Below are 19,653 nucleotides of genomic sequence, written 5' to 3'. Positions count from 1 at the left end.
TTCAATTTCCGTAAAGCATGGCTGCTACTGCAACAACCGAAGCACCGGTGTTCGACAAGAAAACCTGGATGGGCGGTGTAGAACCGATGAAAGTGAGCTACGGTAAGCTCATGATGTGGTTCTTCCTCATTTCCGATACCTTCACTTTTTCTGCATTGCTGGTAACCTACGGGTTAATCCGCTTCAGTTTCCAGGCCTACGATCCGGCCATTCACGGAGAGTTTCATTTCTCGAATCTCTACTGGCCCATTCCTGAGAAGGTTTACGAAGCCGTACCGTTTCTCCACGGCATTGAGTTGCCGCTGGTTTTTGTCGGTATCATGACTTTCATTCTTATTTTCTCATCGGTTACAATGGTATTGGCTGTGGAAGCAGGGCACCGGATGGACAAGGCTGCGGTGGAAAAATACATGCTGTGGACCATTCTGGGCGGCTTGACTTTTCTGGGTAGCCAAGCATGGGAGTGGGCTCACTTTATTCATGGTACCGATGAAGGGTCTGTCATTCGGGAAATCGTAAACGGGCAATGGGTCGAACGCACCATTTTCGGGGCTAACCTCACCGAGAACCAATATGGCCCGCCGGCTTTTGCGGATCTGTTCTTTTTCATCACCGGTTTCCACGGAACACACGTGTTGAGTGGCGTCGTGTTGAATATTTTGATCTTCTACCGGACGGCATTCGGCTTGTATCAGCGTCGTGGACACTACGAAATGGTTGAGAAAGTAGGCCTATACTGGCACTTTGTCGACCTGGTTTGGGTATTTGTCTTTACCTTCTTTTACCTGGTATAAACTTTCTGAGATACAATCATGGCAGATCATAGCTCACATCACCACGATACGGAACCCGGTGTTATTGCTGAACCGCAAACCAAGGCCATCTGGAAAACCTTTATTATCCTGTCGGTTCTAACGGCTTTCGAATTTTTGATCGCTTTTACGTTACACGCCGGTTTTCTGAAAACGTCGATTTTCGTTCTGATGACCATCGTGAAGGCTTTCTACATTGTCGGTGAATTTATGCACTTAAAACACGAAGTCAAATCCCTGATCTGGGCGATTATTTTGCCTTGTATCTTCGTGGTTTGGTTGTTGCTTGCCCTGCTGATGGAGGGTGGCTTCATCTTCGTGGCACGATAAAATGGCGCGTCTTATAAAGGCCGGAATCCTCCTCTTCTTGTTGGTGGTTCCGGCTTTTGTTTTTATTTTCCTGAAGGTTTTCGGACACAATCAATTTGCTCTCCAGACCTTTTTTCCGGTAATCAATGCCAAAACCGGTAAAATCGAAACCCGGCCCGCCGACAAATCCGGTTGGGGGAAAGGAGCAGAGGATACGGTTTTCTATACCTTACCCCCGATTGTCGGGACTTTGCCCGATCAAAAACCGTTCTCTACGACCGCTCTCAAAGGCAAACTTTATGTTGCTTCGTTTTTTGGTCTAACGTGTGACAGCACCTGTGCGAAAGTGGCCAGTCAGCTCAATCGGGTGCAGGACATCTTTTCCCGGAAACCGGGCGTCAGGCTTGTGTCATTTGTCGATGCCGATTCGGTAGCCAGGCAGGTCATGATGTCGAATGATGTAGAGCCTGAAAAATGGCTCATTGCCAGGCCCGATACGCTGGAAACGACCTTCCTGGGCGAACAATATTACCGGATTAAACAACGTCCCATGACGGGGCGGAAAAACGAAACTTTTACACTCTACGAGGGGTTGGTATTAATAGACCACGAAGGCCACATCCGGGGCTTCTATAACGGAACTGATAAAGCGGATGTAGATCGGTTGGTTCTGGAAATCAGAGTTCTACAAGACATTTACTCCAATCAATAGGCTTCTGCATCGTATGGTAACCTTGCAAATTGAACAAAGCAAAAAATACAGCCGTCTGATCAACATTCTGGCGATTGTAATTCCGGTAGTGGTGGCAGTTCTGTTAGGAATTCGCCAAAAAGTGGATCTGGGCAACTGGACTACTTACCTGCCACATATCAATGCCGTCATCAATTCAGCCACGGCGGTTTTGTTGCTGGCGGGCTTTTACTTCATCAAACAAAAAAACATTGCAGCGCACCGGGCGACCATGCTAACGGCTTTTACGCTCGGATTTCTTTTTCTGCTGAGTTATGTATTGTATCATTTATCGAATGAATCGACGCCGTTTGGTGGAGAAGGCTGGATTCGGCCGGTTTATTACTTTCTGCTGATCAGCCACATCAGTTTGTCCATTGTCGTGGTGTGGTTTGTGCTTCGGGCGGTTTATTTTGCGTTGAGCGGGCAGATTGCCAAACACAAGGCCGTTGTGAAGTGGGCGTTTCCCATCTGGTTGTATGTCAGCATCACCGGCGTTGTCGTTTATTTACTGATTGCTCCCTATTACAATCATTAATTCATTGGGCTATGAAAACCTGGAAAAGCTTCTTGGCACTTGGCGTACTGTATGTGCTGACCCTCACCAACACCTTTGCCCAATGTGCGATGTGTCGGGGAACAGTGGAAAGCACGATGAGCAACGGTCGTAACCAGGTTGCAGTGGGCTTGAATACCGGTATTCTTTATTTGTTGGTAACGCCATATCTGCTGGTAGCGATCATCATCTTTCTTTGGATAAGAACCAGCAAAAAAGAACATGGCAAACGTCTCGCAATTGCAAGCCGTGTCCGGGGGGTTATGTCCCAGATGTAGACAGGGAAAAGTTTTCAAATACCCGGTTTACAACGTACGGCGGTTTGATGAAATGTATGAGCATTGTCCGCACTGCGGTTTGCGGTACGAAATTGAACCCGGTTATTTCTGGGGGGCCATGTTTGTCAGTTACGTTTTATCGGCCGGTGTTGCCCTCGTACTTGGCTTTTTGATTTTCTACGGACTCAACGACCCGGGCGGCTGGACCTACGTGCTGATCATTTGTCCGGCACTGGTTCTGATTACCCCCATCAATTTTCGCATTTCCCGAATCGTCTGGCTTCACTTTGTATCGGGGATCTATTACGAACCCGGCAAAACGTCGGAATTTTGAACTTCCTCAAGCCCGGTCAGTCGACCGGGCTTCTTTTTTGAATAATTTCAACCCACCGTGCAACCTCGACCAACCCGGTTTGCATCTTGTTCCTGAAAACGATTCTTAACCAGCATGATTCGACGATTACTCGGCTATTCAACGGAAGCGCAGCTCATAACGGCACTGCAACGGGCGGACAGCCGGGCGCAGAAGGCGTTGTTTGAGCGGTATTCGTCGAAAATGCTGACGATCTGCGTCCGATATGTCTCCAACCGCTACGAAGCTGAGGAGATTCTGATGGACGGTTTTATGCGGGTTTTTGAAAAAATCGGGCAGTATAAAAACGAAGGCAGTTTTGAAGGCTGGATTCGGCGGATCATGGTGAATGAATCCCTGATGTATCTGCGGAAAAACAAACAATGGCGGGCCGAAATTGCGCTCGAAGAGGCCGCACCCGAAGCCGACACCACGTTTGCCGATCAGGATTTGATGGCCGAAGACCTGATGAATCTGCTCGAACAATTGCCGTCGGGCTACAAAACCGTATTCAATCTCTACGCCATCGAAGGGTATAGCCACGCCGAAATAGCCGAATCATTGGGAATCACCGAAAGTACCTCCAAATCGCAACTGCACCGCGCACGGGCTCTCCTGCAACGGTTGCTGACGCAGTTGGACGTAAAAAAAAAATCAGTAAGTTATGAGCCAGCATCCTATTGACGATCTGTTTTCCAGCCAGTTAAGGGACCACAGGGTGAAACCGGAACGGGCTTCGTGGGAAGAACTCCAGCGCCGAATGAACGCGAAGGAAGAACGTAAATCACCGTTTGTCTGGTGGTATGCATCGGCCGCCAGCGTAGCTGTCGTGCTGTTGGCGTCGTGGTGGTTGTGGTCGGGCGATGAAACCGTCGAAAACAGTCCGGCAACCAACCGGGTAGCACAGCAGACGCTGAAAAAGGCAGCACCGGGCCAGCAACCTGCACCATCGAAAACCGATCTGCCGTCAGCATTGGACGAAATGGAAAAACCGGTCATCGCATTTGAAAAACCGGCGGCTCGTCGAAGCAATAGTCAGAATAGTCAGCAAGAAGACAGCCATCAGGATGTGAAGCCGGCTCCACAAGCTGCTCAGGAACTGGTGGTCACTGAAAAACCGTCCGTTTCAGTCCCGCAGGAAGAAGTCCGGAAACCGGAAACGCTGCTGGCGGCCGAAGTAACTCCTAAACCGGCCGAACGGACATTGGTGGTTCAGATGGCGGCTCCGGAAATCAAACCAACGGCTCTGGTGGCGTCAACAGAATCCGAAAACGCTGATTTTACGGAGCGTAATGATGAGGATCAGCCGAAGAAAAAACGCTTCCGTTTGGGCCGGGTACTGCGCCAGTTCAACAAGATAAAATCCGGTGAACCCGTCGAATGGGAAGAAGTGGGCGTTCAGCCGGGGGCGTTGCTGGCCCGGGCGTCGGAGCGGGTTCAGGAAGGAAAAGAGAAGATTTCCAATTCGTATGAGAACCTGCGCTACAGTGCATTCAAGAAAAATCCAAACAACAAATAGAACCATGAAATCCGTATTCACCACCCTCCTGATGCTGTTCGGTAGCCTGGCGTGGGCCGCTCCCGAAAGTCTGAAAGCCGACTCACTGGTTATTTTATTCGGCAACAAAACCCGGCTGGTTATCCACTCCAACGACAAAGAAGGAATCCGGCAGTTGTCCAATTACGACATCAATAAAATTATCCGCGACATGGGCATGAAGCTCGATTCTGCCAAAGCGGGGGAGACGTTCATTGTGATCGACGAAAACCGGGTGCAGCGGTATTTACAGGATACGGTTTTGATTGTGACCCAGCGGGATGGCGAGGTGAGTGTGACGATCAAAGAATCGGATGATCGACGCTATGAACGTTCGGATAATGATTCGGACTGGTCGAGCGGAAGCCACAACCGTCGTCGGAAAAAAGACAAGTGGGAAGTGGGAGCCGAAGGGGGCGGCATCGGGTTGAACAGCCTGGTTGAAAAGAGCGCCAATCCGAATTATCCCGCCGAAAGTTATCGACTACGGCCATTGGGTTCCCGTTACATCAGCCTGGCACTGAGTCAGATGCCAACCATTGCCCGAAGCCAGCACGTAGGTTTCAAGCTTTATTACGGAATAGAAGTGTCCTGGAATAATTACATGTTTGAAAACGATGTCATTGCGCTGAAAGGGGCCGACGGGATTGTGTTTTCAGATGCCGGGCGGGATTTAAAGAAAAGTAAACTGACGGTTTGTTCCATAAATTTACCGGTGGTGCCGCGGCTCAGTTTTTACAACAGCAGTGGCCGCAAGATGGGCCATCTGGGTTTTGGTGGATACGCGGGGTATCGGGTCGATAGCTATACGAAAATCAAAGAGCAGGATAATAACAAGGAACGGCAGCACTCAAATTTTTACCTGAATGATTTTCGCTATGGCCTCATTGCCCACATCGGCATTGCCCGCACGAACTTCTTTGTCAAGTACGATCTGAATCCCATGTTCCAGGACAACAAAGGGCCGAACGTCCGGGCGTTGAGCTTCGGAATTGGTTTATAAGAATTTCTGAGGGGCAAAAACCGTCGTTGGCGCAGGCCAGTGGCGGTTTTTGTTTATTACAAAATTGGTTCATCTAAATTTATTTTAAGCGAATAGTTGACTTAGCAAAAAAAGCATGTAATTTTGCAACTCCGTTGGCAGAAGTGCTGGTTGAGTGACATCAAAAAGTACTTTTTAAGGACTGAAAGGGGAGTTTCCAGAGTGGCCAAATGGATCAGACTGTAAATCTGCTGGCGTACGCCTTCGGAGGTTCGAATCCTCCACTCCCCACCAAGTAAAAGTGAAGTTAGTTTATAGTTTTGAGTTTATCGTTTCCGGTTGAAACGGCGAGCAGTAAAATTAAAAACTGAAAAAAGCGGGAGTAGCTCATTTGGTAGAGCGGTAGCCTTCCAAGCTTCAGGTGGCCGGTTCGAGCCCGGTCTCCCGCTCCAGATAATGAATAGTGTATAATGAACGTGACGAGTCAATCATTTTCATTCTGCATTATTCATTTTTCTTAGTTTTGCGTATACAAAAGCCGTTGTAGCTCAGTGGTAGAGCACTTCCTTGGTAAGGAAGAGGTCAGGGGTTCAAATCCCCTCAACGGCTCAGAAACGGCAAATTTCAATCAATTTAAAATAACCAGTTCAATTTAAGCTTTTCCAACAATGGCTAAAGAAAATTTTGACCGTTCCAAGCCGCACGTCAATATTGGTACGATTGGTCACGTTGACCACGGTAAAACAACCCTGACCGCTGCCATCACGAAAGTGTTGTCAGAAAAAGGTTTGGCCGAAAAACGCGACTTCTCGTCCATCGACAACGCACCGGAAGAAAGAGAGCGTGGTATTACCATCAATACCTCGCACGTAGAATATTCGACGGCAAATCGTCACTATGCACACGTTGACTGCCCAGGCCACGCTGACTATGTGAAAAACATGGTTACGGGTGCTGCTCAGATGGACGGTGCCATTCTGGTTGTGGCTGCTACAGACGGCCCAATGCCCCAGACCCGCGAGCACATCCTGCTGGCCCGTCAGGTAGGTGTACCTCAGTTGGTTGTTTTCATGAACAAAGTGGATATGGTCGACGATCCGGAACTTCTGGAACTCGTTGAAATGGAAATCCGCGAACTGCTGAGCTTCTACGAATATGATGGTGACAACATTCCGGTGATCCAGGGTTCTGCTTTAGGTGGTCTGAATGGTGATGCCAAATGGGTTGCTACCATCGAAGATCTGATGTCTAACGTTGACAGCTACATTCCGCTGCCTCCACGTCAGACCGAACTTCCGTTCCTGATGCCGGTGGAAGACGTGTTCTCCATCACGGGTCGTGGTACGGTAGCTACGGGTCGGATCGAACGCGGAATCATCAACTCTGGCGAGCAGGTTGAGATTCTGGGTATGGGTGCCGAAAACATGAAGTCAGTTGTTACGGGGGTTGAAATGTTCCGGAAAATTCTGGATCGTGGTGAAGCCGGTGACAACGTAGGTTTGCTGTTGCGTGGTATTGAAAAAACTGATATCCGTCGTGGTATGGTTATTTGCAAGCCAGGCTCTGTAAAACCACACGCTAAATTCAAAGCTGAGGTTTACGTTCTGTCGAAAGAAGAAGGTGGTCGTCACACGCCATTCTTTAACAAATACCGTCCACAGTTTTACTTCCGTACCACGGACGTAACGGGTGAGATCTCTCTGCCTGCAAACGTTGAGATGGTTATGCCCGGTGATAACATCACGATTGAAGTAGTCCTGATCAACAAAATCGCCATGGAGAAAGGTCTTCGTTTCGCTATTCGCGAAGGTGGCCGGACGGTTGGTGCCGGTCAGGTAACGGAAATCCTCGACTAATACAAGGCTATTGAAACAGGTGCATTTCTTTCGGGGAATGCACTTGTTTTTTCTGAATATTTAGTAACTTTGCAGTCCGTTTCGGCGGGCAAACCGGAACAAAGAGAAAAGAGCTAAGATAAAAGGCCTGATTCGCATCTTTTGTCTTATTTCTTTTCTCTTTCTTCTAACTAAACACGGGTGTAGTTCAAGGGTAGAATAGCGGTCTCCAAAACCGTTGATGGGAGTTCGAATCTCTCCACCCGTGCCAATCACATCACAGATGGACAAGGTTACCTCATTTCTGAAAGACTCCCTGGAGGAGGTTCAGCACAATGTTACATGGCCAAAGTTTGGCGATTTGCAAGCCAGCTCTACATTGGTCTTGATTGCATCGCTGATTTTTGCACTGCTGGTAGGAGGCATCGATTTTTTGTTTGAAAACGCGCTGAACCTTTTTTATCAGTCGTTTTGATGCCAGGTCATAATTGTCTCTGTGTGATTCGGAGTTGGTAATCATTCAGCAACAATTACAATTCGTAACGAATTCACGATGGAAAGCGGAATCAAATGGTATGTCGTCCGGGCCATTTCTGGCCAGGAAAAGAAAGTCAAGTCTTATCTGGAAAATGAAATTGCCAGACAAGGGTTGGGTGACTTTGTTCCTCAGATTCTGATTCCCTCTGAAAAAGTATACGAAATGCGGAACGGAAAAAAGCGGGTTCGTGAGAAAACGTTCTTTCCGGGCTATATTTTAATTTCAGCCGATCTCTCCAACGGCGAAGTCTCCCACTTGATTACCAGCATGCCCGGCGTTCTGGGCTTTCTGGGAAACGCCAACGGCCCGACCAAAATACCGGTTCCGTTGCGGCAGGCTGAGGTAAATCGTATTTTAGGGAAAGTCGATGAGGTAACTCAGGAAGTGACGACCCCTACGGTATCGTTTATCAAAGGAGAGTCGGTAAAAGTGGTTGATGGCCCGTTCAGTGGGTTTATTGGAACCGTCGAGGAAGTGTTCGACGAACGGAAGAAGCTGAATGTGGTAGTCAAAATTTTCGGTAGAAATACCCCTGTAGAGCTGAGTTACGCACAAGTAGAAAAGGAAAATTAACTGGCTATGCCCGAGACCATGCCGTCGTATGCTTCCCACTGGACGGACAGTCATTCGCAGGGCTTAGCGTAACAAACCAGAAGCAATGGCAAAAGAAGTAGTTGGCTACGTGAAATTGCAGGTGAAGGGTGGTGCTGCCAATCCCTCTCCTCCGATCGGACCAGCGTTGGGTTCCAAGGGTTTGAATATCATGGAATTCTGCAAGCAGTTCAACGGACGGACGCAGGATAAGGCAGGCATGGTCCTTCCTGTACTGATCACGTACTACAAAGACAAATCGTTTGAATTTGTCATCAAAACACCGCCTGCACCCATCCTGTTGATGGAGGCCGCCAAAGTCAAAACCGCATCGGCCCAGCCGAACCGGAACAAAGTTGGCTCAGTAACCTGGGATCAAGTTCGGCAGATTGCTGAAACGAAAATGCCGGATCTGAACGCCTTTACCATCGAATCAGCGATGAAGATGATTGCCGGTACCGCCCGGAGTATGGGCATCACGGTATCGGGGAAAGCTCCCTGGGAAAATTAATTTCAGCAGTCAAATTCAGAGACGATCATGGGAAAACTGACTAAAAAACAAAAGGATGCTCTGAGCAAATACGAAGTTGCGAAAGAGTACTCATTGGCGCAGGCTGCCGAGATTTTAAAGACAATCTCGTATACGAAGTTTGACGCTTCGGTGGACATCGACGTTCGTTTGGGCGTTGATCCCCGGAAAGCCGATCAAATGGTACGGGGTGTAGCTACATTGCCCCACGGTACGGGTAAAACCGTTCGTGTGCTGGTATTGTGCACACCGGATAAAGAAGCTGAAGCGAAAGAAGCCGGTGCTGACTTCGTTGGGCTGGACGAATACATTACCAAAATCGAACAAGGCTGGACGGACGTCGACGTGATCATTACGATGCCGAACGTTATGGCTAAAGTTGGTAAACTGGGCCGGGTTCTGGGGCCGCGCGGATTGATGCCAAACCCGAAATCGGGCACGGTGACGCCGGAAGTAGGCAAGGCGGTTCGTGAAGTGAAAGCCGGTAAAATTGACTTCAAAGTCGATAAATTCGGAATCATTCACGCCGGTATTGGTAAAGTGTCGTTCGACCCGGACAAACTGGCCGAAAACGCACAGGAAATTATTGCAACCCTGCTGCGCCTAAAGCCTTCGTCCTCCAAAGGTACGTATGTAAGAACGATTCATTTGTCAAGCACGATGAGTCCGAGTGTAGTAATTGATAAAACGACGGTATCAGGACTGTAACATGACACGGGAAGAAAAAGGAGCGATTATTGAGGAACTGAGCGAGAAGTTCAAGACGGTTCCCTACTTCTATATCACCGATGCCAGTGGCATGTCGGTTGCCGAAGTAAACAAACTGCGTCGGATGTGTTTCGACCAGGGTATCGAATACCGGGTTATCAAAAACACACTGATCCGGAAAGCACTGGAAACGCTGGAAACCGATTATGCTTCCTTCGATGAGGCTGTACTGACGGGATTCTCCGGCGTTATGTTCCACGCAGAATCGGGTAAAGTTCCAGCCAAGCTGATCAAGCAATACCGCAAAGAAGCCGGTAATGATAAGCTGAAGCTGAAAGGCGCATCGGTTGATTACAGCCTGTTTATTGGTCACGACCAATTGGAGACGCTGTTGACACTGAAAACCAAGAACGAACTCATCGGCGACGTTATCGCCTTGCTGCAATCACCTGCCAAGAATGTTATTTCTGGTCTGCAGAGTGGTGGCAACAAACTGGCCGGTATCCTCAAAACACTGTCGGAGCGGGAAGCCGCCTGATATAGTACAAGGCTCATGGACTCTTGTCCCTGGGTACAGTTTTAAATCAATTTTGTAACAATCTAATCAAGAATACGAAAATGGCAGATTTGAAAGCGTTCGCGGAGCAGCTTGTCAACCTGACGGTAAAAGAAGTTAACGAACTGGCTGCTATTCTGAAAGACGAATACGGCATCGAACCAGCAGCAGCAGCTCCCGTGATGGTAGCCGGTGGTGGTGGCGGTGAAGAAGTTGCAGCCGCTCCTGAGAAAACGTCTTTTGACGTGATCCTGAAAGCAGCAGGCGCCAGCAAACTGGCCGTTGTGAAATTGGTGAAAGACCTGACCGGTCTGGGCCTGAAAGAAGCCAAGGAATTGGTTGATACAGCTCCAAAACCAGTGAAAGAAGGTGTTGCGAAAGACGAAGCCGAAGCGCTGCGCAAGCAACTGGAAGAAGCCGGAGCAGAAGTTGAAGTGAAATAACCCTGCTTGGGGCATCACATTCTCCCCCGGGAATAGGCCTGGCATCTGTCAGGTCTTTTCCTGTTTGGGGAGTTTTGCGCTGTACACACGGGAAAGCAAACTATTTTCCTGTATATTACGTTGTCCGTTTACGCCCTTTTGTATAGCAAAAGTAAGCGGACGAGTCAATCTCGATCACTATAACTAAACGCAACGAAGTCTTGGCTACGAAAACAACCACGCGTATAAGCTTTGCGAAAATCAAACCAGTGATCGAATATCCGGATTTTTTGGATGTTCAGATACAATCTTTCCAAGATTTTTTTCAGTTAGACACCCCTTCTGATAATCGTTCGAAAGAAGGTTTGTTTAAAGTTTTTCAAGAAAATTTTCCGATTTCTGACTCCCGCGAGAATTTCGTGCTGGAGTTTATCGATTATTCGGTGGATCCCCCGAAATATTCGGTCGATGAGTGTATCGACCGGGGTCTGACGTATTCGGTGCCGTTGAAGGCTAAATTACGGCTTTCCTGTAACGATGCGGACAACGAAGACTTCGAGACCATTGAGCAGGAAGTATTTTTAGGAAATATTCCGTATATGACGGCGAAAGGTTCGTTTGTCATCAACGGAGCCGAGCGGGTAATTGTTTCTCAATTGCACCGGTCACCGGGCGTGTTCTTCTCGATGAGCAAGCACACCAACGGAACGAAATTGTATTCAGCACGGATCATTCCGTTCAAAGGATCCTGGATTGAATTCTCGACCGACGTTAACAACGTCATGTATGCGTACATCGACCGGAAAAAGAAATTTCCGGTAACGACGTTGCTGCGGGCCATTGGCTTTGGTTCGGATAAGGAAATCCTGGACTTGTTCGGATTGTCTGAAGAGATACCGGCAACGCCGGCAAACCTGAAAAAAGTAGTAGGCCGTCGGCTGGCTGCACGGGTTTTGCGGACGTGGACGGAAGATTTTGTGGATGAAGATACGGGAGAAGTAGTGTCAATCAGCCGGAATGAGGTATTGATGGAGCGTGATTCAGTCATTGCGGCTGATCACATCGACACCATTACCGATTCAGGACAGAAGTCGATCATCCTGCACAAGGAGGATATGAACGTCGCTGATTACAACATCATCTACAACACCCTGCAGAAAGATAGCTCTAACTCGGAGAAAGAAGCGGTTGAGCAAATCTACCGTCAGCTTCGGAACACCGAGGCTCCGGATGAGCAAACCGCCCGTGAAATCATCCAGAGTTTGTTCTTCTCGGACAAACGCTATGATTTAGGCGATGTTGGCCGCTACCGGATCAATAAAAAACTGGGTCTGGACGTAGCGCCTGATACGAAGGTATTGACGACGGAAGATATTGTTTCCATCGTGAAATACCTGATCGGTCTGATCAACTCTAAAGCCGTTGTCGATGACATTGACCACCTGAGCAACCGGCGCGTCCGGACGGTCGGTGAGCAATTGTACGCCCAGTTTGGCGTCGGTCTGGCGCGGATGGCGCGGACGATCAAAGAACGGATGAACGTTCGCGATAACGAAGATTTCAAACCGGTCGATTTGATCAATGCCCGGACCTTGTCCTCGGTGATCAACTCGTTCTTTGGTACGAACCAGTTGTCGCAGTTTATGGACCAGACCAACCCGCTGGCCGAAGTGACGCACAAACGTCGGATGTCGGCACTCGGACCCGGTGGTCTGTCGCGCGAGCGGGCCGGTTTTGAGGTTCGTGACGTTCACTACACGCACTACGGTCGTCTGTGTACGATTGAAACGCCGGAAGGACCAAACATTGGTTTGATTTCGTCGCTTTGTGTCTACGCGAAGGTTAACAGCATGGGCTTTATCGAAACGCCTTACCGCATTATTGACAGCGGTAAAGTTGTGCCCGATATTCCGGTGAAATACCTGACGGCCGAAGAAGAAGATACGCATTATATCGCCCAGGCGAATACGCAGGTCGATCCGAAAGGGGTGCTGACGGGAGACCGGATCAAGTCACGTTTTGAAGGTGACTTCCCAATCTCGGAACCGTCGAGCATTACCTATATGGATATTGCGCCGAACCAGATCGTTTCGGTGGCCGCTTCGATGATTCCGTTCCTGGAACACGATGATGCCAACCGGGCTCTGATGGGATCGAACATGCAACGGCAGGCCGTTCCGCTGCTCCGCCCGCAGGCTCCGATCGTCGGAACCGGTCTGGAAGGACGCGTTGCGATTGACTCCCGCGCGCTGGTTATTGCCGAAGAAAACGGCGTGATTGAGTTCGTGGATTCGACCAAAATTGTGGTTCGCTACGATTTGGCCGACGATCAGCGGTTGATCAGTTTTGACGACGATCTGAAGACCTACAACCTGATTAAATTCCGCCGGACGAACCAGGATACCTGTATCAACCTGCGGCCGATGGTTCTGAAAGGTCAGAAAGTGAAAAAAGGCGAACCGCTTTGCGAAGGATATGCAACCGAAGGCGGTGAGCTGGCGCTGGGCCGGAACATGAAGGTAGCCTTCATGCCCTGGCAGGGCTATAACTTCGAGGATGCGATTGTGATTTCGGAGCGCGTTGTTCGCGAAGACATCTTTACGTCGATCCACATCGAAGAGTTTGAACTCGAAGTACGTGATACCAAACGCGGTGAAGAGGAACTGACGGCAGAAATTCCGAACGTTTCGGAAGAAACCGTGAAGAACCTCGACGAAAACGGGATTGTTCGTGTCGGTACGGAAGTGAAGGAAGGCGATATTCTGATTGGTAAAATCACGCCAAAAGGAGAAAGCGATCCGACGCCGGAAGAAAAACTGCTCCGTGCCATCTTTGGCGACAAAGCCGGTGATGTGAAGGATGCTTCCAAAAAAGCACCACCGTCGCTGAAAGGTGTTGTGATTGATACGAAGCTGTTCTCGCGCCCGAACAAAGACGAACGCTCTAAACATAAGGATGAAATCAAGGCGTTGATGAAACGGTATAGCCGGGAGTTGATCGGTGTGCGCGAGCGCATGATCAACAAGATGTCGACGTTGCTGGAAGGGAAGACTTCGCAGGGAATCAACCACAAATTCGGCGATAACATCACGAGCAAGGGCGTTAAGTTTACACGGAAGAACATCACGGATAACCTGTTCCCGGACAAAAACCCGTATCGTGACGAAAGCAGCTATTCCGTTCCGGAAGAAGTGAACCTGTTGGGTGACTTGTTGATCGAAGGATGGACAGATGATCCGCACACGAACAAGTTGCTGACCCAGATGGTTAAAAATTACAACAACCGTCGGAACGAAATCACCGGTCGCTTCAAGCGCGAGCGTTTTACGCTGGAAGTGGGTGATGAATTGCCGGCGGGTATTGTAAAACTGGCGAAAGTTTATGTGGCCAAGAAGCGCAAGCTGAAAGTGGGTGACAAGATGGCCGGTCGTCACGGGAACAAAGGGGTTGTGGCCCGCATTGTTCGGGATGAAGACATGCCGTTCCTGTCTGACGGATCGCCGGTCGACATCGTGTTGAACCCGCTTGGTGTACCTTCGCGGATGAACCTGGGTCAGATTTACGAAACCGTACTCGGTTGGGCCGGTTTGAAATTGGGTCGCAAATATGCTACGCCCATTTTTGACGGAGCGACAGAAGATCAGGTTGTTTCGGAATTGAATGATGCCGGGCTGCCTTCATTTGGCCGTACGTATCTCCACGACGGGTTGTCGGGCGAACGTTTCGATCAGAAGGTTACCGTGGGTGTTATTTACATGCTGAAACTGGGTCACTTGGTAGATGATAAAATGCACGCCCGTTCGATTGGGCCGTACTCACTCATTACGCAACAGCCGTTGGGTGGTAAGGCACAGTTTGGAGGTCAGCGGTTTGGTGAAATGGAGGTTTGGGCGCTCGAAGCATTCGGAGCATCGCACATTCTTCAGGAAATCCTGACCGTTAAATCCGATGATGTCGTGGGCCGTGCCAAAGCATACGAAGCCATCGTGAAAGGCGAAAATCTGCCGAAACCCAATATTCCGGAATCGTTCAACGTGTTGGTACACGAGCTGCGCGGTCTGGCCCTTGAGGTGACGATGGACTGATAAAAATAGTTTACCGGTCGGTTCAACCGAATCGACCGGTATTACTAGTTCGCTGAACGGATTTGCATGTGTGACACCAAAACTCATAATTTCCTGAAAAAACGACAAGTACACGGTTGAACATCCTCAATCTACGTGCTTGTTTTTTATGCATATGCGCTTTTACATTGCCAAAACCGGTTTTCTTTCTCTTCCTGAAAAGCGCAGGATGCTTTACGATCAGCTACCTAATATGTACAGGGTGTGCGGGCAATCACACCGGTGAATGATAGTTGCGTAAAAGTTGTTTAATCTAGTGGTGGTTAGCTTTTAAAAAATCCATACAAGTATGTCCTTTAAGAAGAACAAAAAACTCAACAGCGACTTTTCCAGGGTGCTGATAAGCCTGGCTTCGCCTGAGTCCATTCTGGAGAGTTCGTACGGGGAAGTGACCCAACCTGAAACGATCAACTACCGGACTTACAAGCCTGAGATGGGCGGTTTGTTCTGTGAGCGGATCTTCGGGCCGGTCAAAGACTGGGAATGCCATTGCGGGAAGTACAAACGGATTCGCTACAAGGGCATTATTTGCGATCGCTGTGGGGTGGAAGTAACGGAGAAAAAGGTGCGCCGGGAACGGATGGGACACATTGAACTGGTGGTTCCGGTGGCTCACATCTGGTATTTCCGGAGCCTTCCGAATAAAATTGGATACCTGCTCGGTCTTTCTACCAAGAAACTTGATCAGATTATCTATTACGAACGATACGTTGTCGTTCAAACCGGTATCAAAGGGGAAGATGGTATTCAGGAACTGGACTTCTTGACGGAAGATGAATACCTGGATATTGTTGATAAACTGCCGAGTGGCAACCAGCTTTTGCCGGATTCTGATCCGCAGAAGTTTATTGCCAAAATGGGGGCCGAAGCCCTCGAGATGCTGCTGTCACGGGTGAAGTTGGACGAACTGTCGTACAACCTGCGCCACGCTGCGGCAACGGATACATCACAACAGCGGAAAGCAGAAGCCCTGAAACGTCTGAAAGTGGTTGAAGCCTTCCGGGATGCCAACACCCGCGTTGAAAACCGCCCCGAGTGGATGGTGATTCGCATGGTGCCGGTTATTCCGCCGGAACTTCGTCCGCTGGTGCCGCTGGATGGTGGCCGTTTTGCTACCTCTGATTTGAATGACTTATACCGCCGGGTGATTATCCGGAATAACCGTCTGAAACGTCTGATCGAAATCAAGGCGCCGGAGGTGATTCTGCGGAACGAAAAGCGGATGTTGCAGGAAGCAGTCGACTCCTTGTTCGACAACTCCCGGAAAGTCAATGCGGTTCGTTCAGAAGGAAACCGGGCGCTGAAGTCGCTGTCGGACATGCTGAAAGGAAAGCAGGGACGTTTCCGTCAGAACTTGTTGGGTAAGCGGGTCGATTATTCGGGTCGTTCCGTAATCGTCGTTGGACCAGAACTGAAACTGCACGAATGCGGTCTGCCGAAAGACATGGCGGCTGAACTTTTCAAGCCGTTTATTATTCGGAAACTGATCGAACGCGGTATTGTCAAAACCGTAAAATCAGCGAAGAAAATCGTTGACCGGAAAGACCCGATTATTTGGGACATTCTGGAAAACGTATTGAAAGGTCACCCCGTTTTGTTGAACCGGGCTCCAACGCTGCACCGTTTGGGTATTCAGGCTTTCCAGCCGAAACTGATTGAAGGAAAAGCAATCCAGTTGCACCCACTCGTCTGTACGGCTTTCAACGCTGACTTTGACGGTGACCAGATGGCCGTTCACGTTCCGCTGGGACAGGAAGCTATTCTGGAAGCGTCGATGCTGATGCTGGCATCGCACAACATCTTGAACCCGGCCAATGGCGCGCCAATTACGGTACCGTCGCAGGACATGGTTTTGGGCTTGTACTATGTGACGAAAGGCCGCAAGAGTACGCCCGAATATCCGATCATCGGCGAAGGCATGACGTTCTACGGGGCAGAAGAGGTAATCATTGCTATCAATGAAAAGAAAGTTTCCAAACACGCCAATGTGAACGTTCGGACGAAAGTTCGGAATGAAAAAGGCGAACTGGAAACCAAAATCATCGAAACCGTAGCCGGTCGGGTACTGTTCAACCAGTCCGTGCCGGAAGAAGTAGGTTATATCAATGAACTGCTGACGAAGAAAAAACTGCAGCAAATCATTTCGTATATCTTCAAGATTTCGGGTGGTTCGAAAACCGCTCAGTTCCTGGACGACATCAAAGAACTCGGTTTCCAAATGGCCTTCAAAGGCGGTTTGTCCATCGGTTTGAGTGACGTGAAGGTTCCTGATGCGAAAGAAAAACTGATTGGTGAAGCCAAACAGGAGGTTGAGTCGGTCTGGAACAACTACCTGATGGGTCTGATTACAGAAAACGAACGGTACAACCAGGTGATCGACATCTGGACGCGCGTCAACAGCCGGATCACCGAAACCCTGATGAAGCAGTTGGAAGCCGATCAGCAAGGATTCAACTCGATTTTTATGATGATGCACTCCGGAGCCCGGGGTTCACGCGAACAGATCCGGCAGTTAGGTGGTATGCGGGGTTTGATGGCCAAGCCACAGAAGAACCTGCAAGGTTCAGTTGGTGAAATCATCGAAAACCCGATCCTGTCGAACTTCAAAGAAGGTCTGGACGTATTGGAGTACTTCATCTCGACGCACGGTGCGCGGAAAGGTCTGGCCGATACCGCTTTGAAAACGGCGGATGCCGGTTATCTGACCCGTCGTTTGCACGATGTGGCACAAGATGTCATCATTACGGAAGATGATTGCGGAACGTTGCGCGGTCTGCAGATCTCGGCTTTGAAAGACAACGAGGACGTTGTTGAACCACTGTCGGAGCGGATTTTGGGCCGGGTTACGGTACACGATGTATACAATCCGTTGACGAAAGAACTGATCGTGGCGGGTGGTAGCGAAATCAACGAAGAAATCGCGGCTGCTATTGACGAAACCAGCATCGAAACCGTTGAAATCCGGTCGGTGTTGACGTGCGAAGCCAAAAAAGGCGTTTGTGCGAAATGCTACGGTCGGAACCTGGCAACGGGTCGGATGGTCGACATCGGTGAGGCCGTGGGCGTAATTGCTTCACAGTCTATCGGGGAACCGGGTACGCAGTTGACGCTTCGGACCTTCCACGTTGGGGGTACTGCTTCAAACATCGCAGTCGATGCGTCCATCCGGGCGAAATTCGACGGGATGGTTCAGTTTGAAGAAATGCGGACTGTTGAATCGGTCGATAACGAAGGCAACCCGATTACGGTCGTGATGGGTCGTTCCGGTGAAGTGAAAATTGTCGATCCGGCTAATCCGAATCTGGTGTTGATCAGCAATAACGTGCCTTACGGTGCTTTCATGCGGGTTAAAGAAAACCAACTGGTGAAGAAGGGAGACGAACTTTGCGCCTGGGATCCCTACAACGCCGTTATCTTGTCTGAAATAACCGGTAAACTGGAATTCGAAGCCATCGAAGAGGCCATTACCTACCGCGAAGAGTTTGACGAACAAACGGGCTTCCAGGAAATGGTGATCATCGAAAGCCGGGATAAGACCAAAAACCCGGCAATCATGGTGAAAGGAACCAGCATCCTGCTGGAAGACACAACCGAGAAAAGCTATAACCTGCCGGTAAGTGCCCGTCTGGTTGTGAAAAATGGTCAGTCGATCAAAGCCGGTCAGCCGGTGGCGAAAATTCCGCGTAATGTCGGTAAAACCCGCGACATCACGGGTGGTCTGCCCCGGGTAACGGAATTGTTCGAAGCGCGTAACCCGTCGAACCCGGCGGTTGTGAGCGAAATCGACGGTGTTGTTACCTATGGTACGATCAAACGCGGTAACCGCGAAATCTATATCGAGTCGAAAGACGGAACGAAGAAAAAATACCTGGTGCCCTTGTCTAAACACATTCTGGTTCAGGACAATGACTTCGTTCGGGCGGGTGATCCGCTGTCGGATGGTGCCATTACGCCGTCGGATATTCTGTCGATCAAAGGGCCAACCGCGGTGCAGGAATACCTGGTAAATGAAATTCAGGAGGTATATCGTCTGCAAGGGGTGAAGATCAACGATAAACACATCGAAGCGATTGTTCGTCAGATGATGCAGAAGGTGGAAATCATGGACGCTGGTGACACGATCTTCCTGGATATGCAATCGGTTGACAAATGGAGCTTCCGGACCGAAAATGACAAAATCATGAACATGAAAGTCGTCATGGATCCGGGTGATTCTGAAACCCTGAAAGCCGGTCAGATCATTTCCGTACGTCGTCTGCGCGATGAAAACTCGAGCCTGAAACGTCGGGATCTGAAACTGGTCGATGTTCGCGATGCCATGCCGGCGGTTTCACAACCGACCCTGCAGGGAATCACTCAGGCGTCGTTGGGTACGGAAAGCTTCCTGTCGGCAGCTTCGTTCCAGGAAACGACCAAGGTGTTGAGCGAAGCGTCGATCCGTGGAAAAGCCGATTATCTCGAAGGCTTGAAAGAAAACGTGTTGGTAGGCCACCTGATCCCGGCTGGTACGGGAACGCGCCGGTACGCCAACATCATTGTCAACTCGAAAGAAGAATACGAAACGTTCGTTGAAACGCGCGAGAAATTCACGCGGAGCAAAAAACGCGAAACGGTTTAGTTTCGATCGACACATAAAAGGTAAACAGGGTCAGGCCATTCGGTCTGGCCCTGTTTTTGTATAGATCAATGCCGACTCAATCCAGAACAATCTGACACCGCATAGTCAATAGGTTGCTGGTCAGGTGGATAAAAAATACCCGCAGTTTTTTTGAACTACGGAAAACCGCAGAGAGT

General features: G+C 49.5%; 18 protein-coding genes and 4 tRNA genes. All 22 read left to right on the top strand.

The annotated features are described in order from the left end of the window. The first annotated feature begins 17 nt into the window (after positions 1 to 17). The 22 genes from ACO064_RS13475 to rpoC all read left to right on the top strand — a co-directional run bounded on the left by ACO064_RS13475 (position 18) and on the right by rpoC (position 19,477). On the top strand, positions 18 to 794 hold the full coding sequence (locus ACO064_RS13475) for a cytochrome c oxidase subunit 3 (RefSeq protein WP_421827826.1): 777 nt from the start codon (positions 18 to 20) through the stop codon (positions 792 to 794). Between the two features lie 18 nt (positions 795 to 812). Next, the gene (locus tag ACO064_RS13470) at positions 813 to 1,142 is read left to right on the top strand and encodes a cytochrome C oxidase subunit IV family protein (protein WP_421827825.1); all 330 of its coding nucleotides are present in this window, start codon (positions 813 to 815) and stop codon (positions 1,140 to 1,142) included. Between the two features lies 1 nt (position 1,143). Beyond that, positions 1,144 to 1,833 carry an SCO family protein gene (locus tag ACO064_RS13465; protein WP_421827824.1) on the top strand — a complete coding sequence of 230 codons (690 nt, stop codon included), beginning with the start codon at positions 1,144 to 1,146 and terminating at the stop codon, positions 1,831 to 1,833. A gap of 13 nt (positions 1,834 to 1,846) precedes the next feature. Next, positions 1,847 to 2,389: a DUF420 domain-containing protein gene (locus ACO064_RS13460; protein ID WP_421827823.1), complete on the top strand. Its 543-nt coding sequence runs from the start codon at positions 1,847 to 1,849 to the stop codon at positions 2,387 to 2,389. An 11-nt stretch (positions 2,390 to 2,400) separates the two neighbouring features. Beyond that, positions 2,401 to 2,685, top strand: a complete 285-nt coding sequence (locus ACO064_RS13455) for a hypothetical protein (RefSeq protein ID WP_421827822.1) — start codon at positions 2,401 to 2,403, stop codon at positions 2,683 to 2,685. Between the two features lie 52 nt (positions 2,686 to 2,737). Next, positions 2,738 to 3,019 carry a DUF983 domain-containing protein gene (locus tag ACO064_RS13450; RefSeq protein ID WP_262510990.1) on the top strand — a complete coding sequence of 94 codons (282 nt, stop codon included), beginning with the start codon at positions 2,738 to 2,740 and terminating at the stop codon, positions 3,017 to 3,019. 114 nt (positions 3,020 to 3,133) lie between these two features. Next, positions 3,134 to 3,721, top strand: coding sequence for an RNA polymerase sigma factor (locus tag ACO064_RS13445; RefSeq protein WP_421827821.1), 588 nt, complete (start codon positions 3,134 to 3,136; stop codon positions 3,719 to 3,721). Beyond that, entirely contained in the window at positions 3,702 to 4,556 is an 855-nt protein-coding gene (locus ACO064_RS13440; protein ID WP_421827820.1) for a hypothetical protein, read from the top strand. The genes ACO064_RS13445 and ACO064_RS13440 overlap by 20 nt, the downstream gene beginning before the upstream one ends. A gap of 4 nt (positions 4,557 to 4,560) precedes the next feature. Beyond that, the gene (locus ACO064_RS13435; RefSeq protein WP_421827819.1) at positions 4,561 to 5,577 is read left to right on the top strand and encodes an outer membrane beta-barrel protein; all 1,017 of its coding nucleotides are present in this window, start codon (positions 4,561 to 4,563) and stop codon (positions 5,575 to 5,577) included. Positions 5,578 to 5,764: 187 nt separating this feature from the next. Then, positions 5,765 to 5,850, top strand: a tRNA-Tyr gene (locus tag ACO064_RS13430). Between the two features lie 82 nt (positions 5,851 to 5,932). Beyond that, positions 5,933 to 6,008, top strand: a tRNA-Gly gene (locus tag ACO064_RS13425). Between the two features lie 85 nt (positions 6,009 to 6,093). Beyond that, a tRNA-Thr gene (locus tag ACO064_RS13420) sits at positions 6,094 to 6,165 on the top strand. Positions 6,166 to 6,224: 59 nt separating this feature from the next. After that, positions 6,225 to 7,412, top strand: coding sequence for an elongation factor Tu (tuf, locus tag ACO064_RS13415; protein WP_114406419.1), 1,188 nt, complete (start codon positions 6,225 to 6,227; stop codon positions 7,410 to 7,412). 176 nt (positions 7,413 to 7,588) lie between these two features. Beyond that, positions 7,589 to 7,662, top strand: a tRNA-Trp gene (locus tag ACO064_RS13410). Positions 7,663 to 7,674: 12 nt separating this feature from the next. Next, the gene (gene secE, locus ACO064_RS13405) at positions 7,675 to 7,866 is read left to right on the top strand and encodes a preprotein translocase subunit SecE (protein WP_114406418.1); all 192 of its coding nucleotides are present in this window, start codon (positions 7,675 to 7,677) and stop codon (positions 7,864 to 7,866) included. Between the two features lie 78 nt (positions 7,867 to 7,944). Then, on the top strand, positions 7,945 to 8,502 hold the full coding sequence (gene nusG, locus ACO064_RS13400) for a transcription termination/antitermination protein NusG (RefSeq protein WP_138993071.1): 558 nt from the start codon (positions 7,945 to 7,947) through the stop codon (positions 8,500 to 8,502). Between the two features lie 85 nt (positions 8,503 to 8,587). Further along, a complete protein-coding gene (gene rplK / locus ACO064_RS13395) occupies positions 8,588 to 9,031 on the top strand; it encodes a 50S ribosomal protein L11 (RefSeq protein ID WP_421827818.1) in 444 nt (147 codons plus the stop codon). A 27-nt stretch (positions 9,032 to 9,058) separates the two neighbouring features. Continuing rightward, on the top strand, positions 9,059 to 9,757 hold the full coding sequence (rplA, locus tag ACO064_RS13390) for a 50S ribosomal protein L1 (protein ID WP_114406415.1): 699 nt from the start codon (positions 9,059 to 9,061) through the stop codon (positions 9,755 to 9,757). Between the two features lies 1 nt (position 9,758). Then, positions 9,759 to 10,295: a 50S ribosomal protein L10 gene (gene rplJ, locus ACO064_RS13385; protein WP_114406414.1), complete on the top strand. Its 537-nt coding sequence runs from the start codon at positions 9,759 to 9,761 to the stop codon at positions 10,293 to 10,295. 80 nt (positions 10,296 to 10,375) lie between these two features. Further along, the gene (rplL, locus tag ACO064_RS13380) at positions 10,376 to 10,756 is read left to right on the top strand and encodes a 50S ribosomal protein L7/L12 (RefSeq protein WP_114406413.1); all 381 of its coding nucleotides are present in this window, start codon (positions 10,376 to 10,378) and stop codon (positions 10,754 to 10,756) included. A gap of 200 nt (positions 10,757 to 10,956) precedes the next feature. After that, positions 10,957 to 14,820 carry a DNA-directed RNA polymerase subunit beta gene (gene rpoB / locus ACO064_RS13375; RefSeq protein ID WP_421827817.1) on the top strand — a complete coding sequence of 1,288 codons (3,864 nt, stop codon included), beginning with the start codon at positions 10,957 to 10,959 and terminating at the stop codon, positions 14,818 to 14,820. 328 nt (positions 14,821 to 15,148) lie between these two features. Further along, a complete protein-coding gene (rpoC, locus tag ACO064_RS13370; protein WP_421827816.1) occupies positions 15,149 to 19,477 on the top strand; it encodes a DNA-directed RNA polymerase subunit beta' in 4,329 nt (1,442 codons plus the stop codon). Positions 19,478 to 19,653 lie beyond the last annotated feature (176 nt).

The organism is Larkinella sp., from assembly GCF_965227735.1.
GTDB lineage: Bacteria > Bacteroidota > Bacteroidia > Cytophagales > Spirosomataceae > Larkinella.
This window is presented reverse-complemented; position numbering and strand designations above follow the sequence as displayed.

Bases quoted from the DNA above. Each gene is read 5' to 3' on its own strand.
- ACO064_RS13470 (WP_421827825.1), top strand. From the start codon at position 813: ATGGCAGATCATAGCTCACATCACCACGATACGGAACCCGGTGTTATT.
- rpoC (WP_421827816.1), top strand. From the start codon at position 15,149: ATGTCCTTTAAGAAGAACAAAAAACTCAACAGCGACTTTTCCAGGGTG.
- ACO064_RS13450 (WP_262510990.1), top strand. From the start codon at position 2,738: ATGTATGAGCATTGTCCGCACTGCGGTTTGCGGTACGAAATTGAACCC.
- rplK (WP_421827818.1), top strand. From the start codon at position 8,588: ATGGCAAAAGAAGTAGTTGGCTACGTGAAATTGCAGGTGAAGGGTGGT.
- ACO064_RS13440 (WP_421827820.1), top strand. From the start codon at position 3,702: ATGAGCCAGCATCCTATTGACGATCTGTTTTCCAGCCAGTTAAGGGAC.
- ACO064_RS13455 (WP_421827822.1), top strand. From the start codon at position 2,401: ATGAAAACCTGGAAAAGCTTCTTGGCACTTGGCGTACTGTATGTGCTG.
- ACO064_RS13475 (WP_421827826.1), top strand. From the start codon at position 18: ATGGCTGCTACTGCAACAACCGAAGCACCGGTGTTCGACAAGAAAACC.
- ACO064_RS13445 (WP_421827821.1), top strand. From the start codon at position 3,134: ATGATTCGACGATTACTCGGCTATTCAACGGAAGCGCAGCTCATAACG.
- rplJ (WP_114406414.1), top strand. From the start codon at position 9,759: ATGACACGGGAAGAAAAAGGAGCGATTATTGAGGAACTGAGCGAGAAG.
- ACO064_RS13435 (WP_421827819.1), top strand. From the start codon at position 4,561: ATGAAATCCGTATTCACCACCCTCCTGATGCTGTTCGGTAGCCTGGCG.
- ACO064_RS13465 (WP_421827824.1), top strand. From the start codon at position 1,144: ATGGCGCGTCTTATAAAGGCCGGAATCCTCCTCTTCTTGTTGGTGGTT.
- secE (WP_114406418.1), top strand. From the start codon at position 7,675: ATGGACAAGGTTACCTCATTTCTGAAAGACTCCCTGGAGGAGGTTCAG.
- ACO064_RS13460 (WP_421827823.1), top strand. From the start codon at position 1,847: ATGGTAACCTTGCAAATTGAACAAAGCAAAAAATACAGCCGTCTGATC.
- nusG (WP_138993071.1), top strand. From the start codon at position 7,945: ATGGAAAGCGGAATCAAATGGTATGTCGTCCGGGCCATTTCTGGCCAG.
- rplL (WP_114406413.1), top strand. From the start codon at position 10,376: ATGGCAGATTTGAAAGCGTTCGCGGAGCAGCTTGTCAACCTGACGGTA.
- tuf (WP_114406419.1), top strand. From the start codon at position 6,225: ATGGCTAAAGAAAATTTTGACCGTTCCAAGCCGCACGTCAATATTGGT.
- rplA (WP_114406415.1), top strand. From the start codon at position 9,059: ATGGGAAAACTGACTAAAAAACAAAAGGATGCTCTGAGCAAATACGAA.